This window comes from Streptomyces sp. NPDC044033, from assembly GCF_056434425.1.
Genome location: NZ_JBWKFF010000046.1, coordinates 15,573 through 19,826 on the forward strand (window position 1 = coordinate 15,573; position 4,254 = coordinate 19,826).

A 4,254-nucleotide genomic window follows, 5' to 3' on the forward strand; every position below is an offset into this window, starting at 1 on the left:
GAACAACAGTAGCCCCTCCCTTCTCCGCCGCTCGACCAACCCACCACGGGGGGGGGGGGGGATCCTCCGTTGGCCGGGGGGTCGGCCGGGCAGGCGGGGCTGCTCCATGCCTCGGCCGACCCCGATACCGAATGCTGACGGTGCCGCCCCGAGATGTCCTGGTGGGCGACGGTGCCGGGGCTCAGTTCCCGCGCTGGAGCGCGCCTCCGAGAGGCCCTCGCCGCCCGCCAGGCCCAAGAACATTGAGCGACGAGCCCTCCGAGTACGGCGACGAGGGAGAGGGCCGCATCCGGCTCGCGCCGGCCCTCTTCCCGCTGCTGGCTCCCGACGTGTCAGTATCCGTGTTCTCGGCCGTGATGAACCTGCTCGCCGAGCTCCGCGTCAATGCCGTTCCACCGCCGGCACAGCCGGTCCCGGGGCGGCCAGGCTGGTACTCGGCACCGCTCGCCCGTGACCTCGGGCTCACTGAGTACTACGTCGGCGCTACCGAGCCGGGCGCCGACGGGCCGACGCTCTACGCCGCCCGCATCGTGATCTCCGACGACTGGCCCGACTTCTGAACAGTGCCGGTCAGCGCCCGCAGTACGGGCACCGCCCGCTGCGCCGGCCCCGCGTCTCGAAGGTGATCCCCCGCTCGCGCAGCCTGCGCAGCTGGTAGGAGACGGCCGAAGGGGAGGAGAGGCCGGCCGCCGCGGCGAGCTCACGCACCGAGGTCGCCTCCCATAGGCGGCCACCCACTCACGGGCGGCGCGCACGATACGGGCCTGCCGCTCGGTCAGCGGCGCCCTCACGCCTGCTCCGGGGCCGTCACGCGGGCCAGATTCTCGAGGGCGACCCGGGCGGCGGGGGTGCCGGCCGGGATCTGCCGGCAGGGGTGGGCGGCGCTGCGTGCGGAGAGCTGCAGCAGCCGCTGGCGGTGCGCGGCGGTGTCTGTCGTACGGCCGGTGCGGCGGCGAGCCGGTCGTAGGCGACGTACCAGGGGGCCGTCTGGTCCTCCAGGAAAGCGGAAGGAAAGGGGTACCGGTCCACGCCCTCATTAGGTCGCAAGTTCGAATCTTTGGGTAAAGATGATCACTGGCCAGGGCTTTCGGGCTAGGCGGTTTCTTTCGGATCACCTCGCCGACCAGATGAAGATGGCGGCGACTTGGAGTCCGGCCATGTAGATGGTGGCGGTCTTGTCGTATCGAGTGGCCAGGCCGCGCCACTGCTTGAGCTTGTTGATGCACCGCTCGACCGTGTTGCGCCGCTTGTATGCCTCGCGGTCGAAGGCCGGCGGGCGGCCGCCGGATCGGCCTCGCTTCTTGCGCTTGGCGATCTGGTCGGAGGGCTGTGGGATCACTGCTCGGATCCCGCGCCGACGAAGGTGGGTCCGGATCGCGCGGGACGAGTAGGCCTTGTCGGCAAGGACCATCTCCGGACGTGTCCGGGGGCGGCCGGTCGGCCGCGACACCCGTAACTGGCTCATGACCTGTGTGAACGCGGGCGCGTCACCTGCCTGGCCGGGCGTGAGTATGAAGGCGAGCGGTCGGCAGCGGCTGTCGGCGGCGAGGTGGATCTTGGTAGTCAGCCCGCCGCGGGACCGTCCCAGGGCATGGTCGTCCGGCTCGCCGGCCGGGGCCCCTTTTGACGGGCCCCGGCGGAGTGCTGGTGGGCTCGGACGATGGTGGAGTCGACCGCGACAACCCAGTCGAGGTCGCCGTCGGCGTCGGCCTGGGCGAGCAGGGCGGTGAAGACCTTCTCCCAGGTACCGTCGGCGGCCCACTTCCGCAGGCGGTTGTGGGCGCCCTTCCACGAACCGAAGTGCTCGGGCAGGTCCATCCACGGCGTCCCGGTGCGGTACTTGAACGCAATCGCGTCGATCACCTGCCGGTGATCACGCCACCGCCCACCCCGCCGAGGCGTCCGGTCCGGCAGCAACGGCTCGATCCGTGCCCACTGGGCATCAGTCAACGACACACATCAACCAACGATCGGATGATCTGAAAGAAACGGCCTAGCCCCCTGCTGCCCGACGCCGTACGCGACCTGAGCGGCGAGCCCGGCGACTTCCGCGCGGTGCTGCCCTTCTCCACCCGCTTCCCCATCGGCCGAGGCCCGGGCATGCACACCATGGCTGCCGTCGGCGACCTGACCAGCACGGCCCTTAACTCCGAGCCCCTGCGCCTGTATCAGTGCACCGAACGCCTATCCCGCACCCGACGCTCAACGCACCTCGGACGCGACACACACCTCCTCGACGCTCCGGACCTGGACCAGATCCTTCGCGCCGCCGCCTGCGACCGCCTGCGCATCCTCGCCCTCTATCACAACCCCACCACGCGTACCCGCCTGCAAAAACTCCTCTGCTATCACTTCAACCGACCCGACCTCGCCGACGTCGCCGACGCAAAGCTGGACGACACACTGATCCCGCTCAACGACCACATCGAGATCAGCTTCAGCCACGTACCCCAGCTCCTTGAACACCGCAGTGACCACACCGGCCGTCTCGCCGCCGCCCAAGCGATCCCACACCGCAGCGCCCCACCCGGAACCCGCATCCTTGCTCTGGCAGAGACCGAATTCGACGCCTCGGACTGGTCCCGCCGACGCCGCGCCGCGCGCAACCCCGACACCACGGAGAAGGATCCGTACCTGGCCGACGCCAAGCCATACGCCAGCCGATACCTAGCCAGACTCGGGATTCTGGCCCAGTTCCTTACCTTCCGCGACCGCCCCTTTCAGCCGAGTCGCAGCGCCGCAAAGATCGAGAACCCTACCGAGCTTGAACGCCTGGGCCAGGAACTCTCCGGTGACCATCCCGGCCACTACGCCATCGCCGACATGATGCGCGGCGCCGGTCTTGTCCCCTCCCGACTCACCCGCAACCTCGCCTACACCGACGACGGCCTCAAAGAACCCCTCATCCATGTCGGCCTCCACCTGCGTCAGCAACGCGGCGACTGGAAGGCGGGTGAACCCCCGCGCCTCGTCTGGCTCATGAGCGCACTCATCCCCGACGGCGAGTACTGGCGCGTCCTCGCCTACCGCCCTGGCTCCGCCCACGCCCCCGGCACCTGGATTCCTTACACCGAAGCCAACGTCGCATTCCGCTCCGGCCAGCTGCCACCCGGCCGCCGCCAAGACCAACACCTCACCCACGACGGCAACAGCTGCCGCAGCCTGTGGCCCCACCTCGCCAACACCCACCTCGACCAGCCGATCGAGCCCGACGGCACCATCAAAAACCTCGAAGGACGCCTTGCCCTCCCCGGCCTGTCCCTCGCCGAGCACCAACGGCCGCGCGCCATCGTCCGCGTCACCGACGACAGCACTTTCGGCGGCAAACTCCCCCGCCCCGCGCTCCTTCAGCATCCGCGCACTGACCCCGAGACCGGCCTGGAAGTACTCGAACCGGGCAAGCGCACCAACGGGCTCTTCGCCCACCCCACGGCCCTCGCCACCTGGTATCTCGCACATGTACCCCAGCAGTTCAACGGCGGCACCCGCTATGCACGAGCCGGCGAACACTACAGCCGCTGGGCCAGCGACGACCCCGAGGAACAGGCCGAGAACTGGTACGCCCACACCCTCACCGAGCTCCACATCCCTCACACCGCCGCCGGAGACAACCCGTACCGCTACGCACTCTCGGCAGCACGCCTGTGCGACAGCGCCCTCTCCTACGATCACCGCACTGACTATCCCCTCCCCGTCCACCTCGCGATCCAGATGGACAAAGACCACCCCAGCTACCGGCGCATGCTTCACGAAGAGGAAGATGCTGGGTAAGGCACACCGCAGCCCGCTGTCGGCGCCTCGGCACCCCGCCCGGCTGACGTGATAGGGCCACGCGGTGCGCAGAGTACGGAAAGCGGGTGCCTGCGATTCGTGCCTGCACGATGATGGACGAGGGCGGTGGCCAGGCTGTCTGACCGGATAGGGGAGTTGGGTGGGGGAGATCGACTACGCAGCGGCGATCGCTCAGGCGCGAGAGCGTCTGAGCACCCTGGGGGTAACCGCGCCCGGGGATCTTGCGAGTGCCGCCGCAGTCGGTATCACCGAGTTGGTGTGGCGCAACGGGCCCATCGAAGACGCTCATGCGGGAGCACGGGGCCGACGCAACAAGCTCCATGACGGTGTTATGTTCGCGCGTAACACCTGGATCTACCATCAAGCTCTAGAGATCATTAACTGTGGGGGTTCTGGCCCTGCTGACGGTTGAGGTCGTGTGCGGTAAGCCGGAGGTATGCGGTATCCCGATGGTGGTGGGCT

At 68.7% G+C, this 4,254-nt stretch carries 4 protein-coding genes; 2 read left to right on the plus strand and 2 right to left on the minus strand.

Features of this window, described 5'->3' with window-relative positions; genetic code table 11:
* Nucleotides 1-242 precede the first annotated feature (242 nt).
* Complete coding sequence (locus AC07AB_RS39600) at nucleotides 243-560, plus strand: hypothetical protein (RefSeq protein WP_478577421.1); 318 nt, start codon at nucleotides 243-245, stop codon at nucleotides 558-560.
* Between the two features lie 10 nt (nucleotides 561-570).
* Here AC07AB_RS39600 and AC07AB_RS39605 read toward each other — a convergent pair whose 3' ends face one another.
* Both AC07AB_RS39605 and AC07AB_RS39610 read right to left on the minus strand, forming a co-directional pair.
* Nucleotides 571-708, minus strand: a complete 138-nt coding sequence (locus tag AC07AB_RS39605; protein WP_478577424.1) for a LexA family protein — start codon at nucleotides 706-708, stop codon at nucleotides 571-573.
* A 403-nt stretch (nucleotides 709-1,111) separates the two neighbouring features.
* Nucleotides 1,112-1,956, minus strand: a protein-coding gene (locus AC07AB_RS39610) for an IS5 family transposase (RefSeq protein WP_478577425.1) whose coding sequence is annotated in 2 segments (ribosomal slippage) — nucleotides 1,112-1,626 and nucleotides 1,626-1,956 — 846 coding nt in all. Because the reading frame shifts where the segments join, the coding sequence is not laid out codon by codon here.
* Between the two features lie 144 nt (nucleotides 1,957-2,100).
* Between AC07AB_RS39610 and AC07AB_RS39615 the strand changes: the two genes are divergently transcribed.
* Nucleotides 2,101-3,771 carry an RNaseH domain-containing protein gene (locus AC07AB_RS39615; protein WP_478577427.1) on the plus strand — a complete coding sequence of 557 codons (1,671 nt, stop codon included), beginning with the start codon at nucleotides 2,101-2,103 and terminating at the stop codon, nucleotides 3,769-3,771.
* Nucleotides 3,772-4,254: the final 483 nt, after the last annotated feature.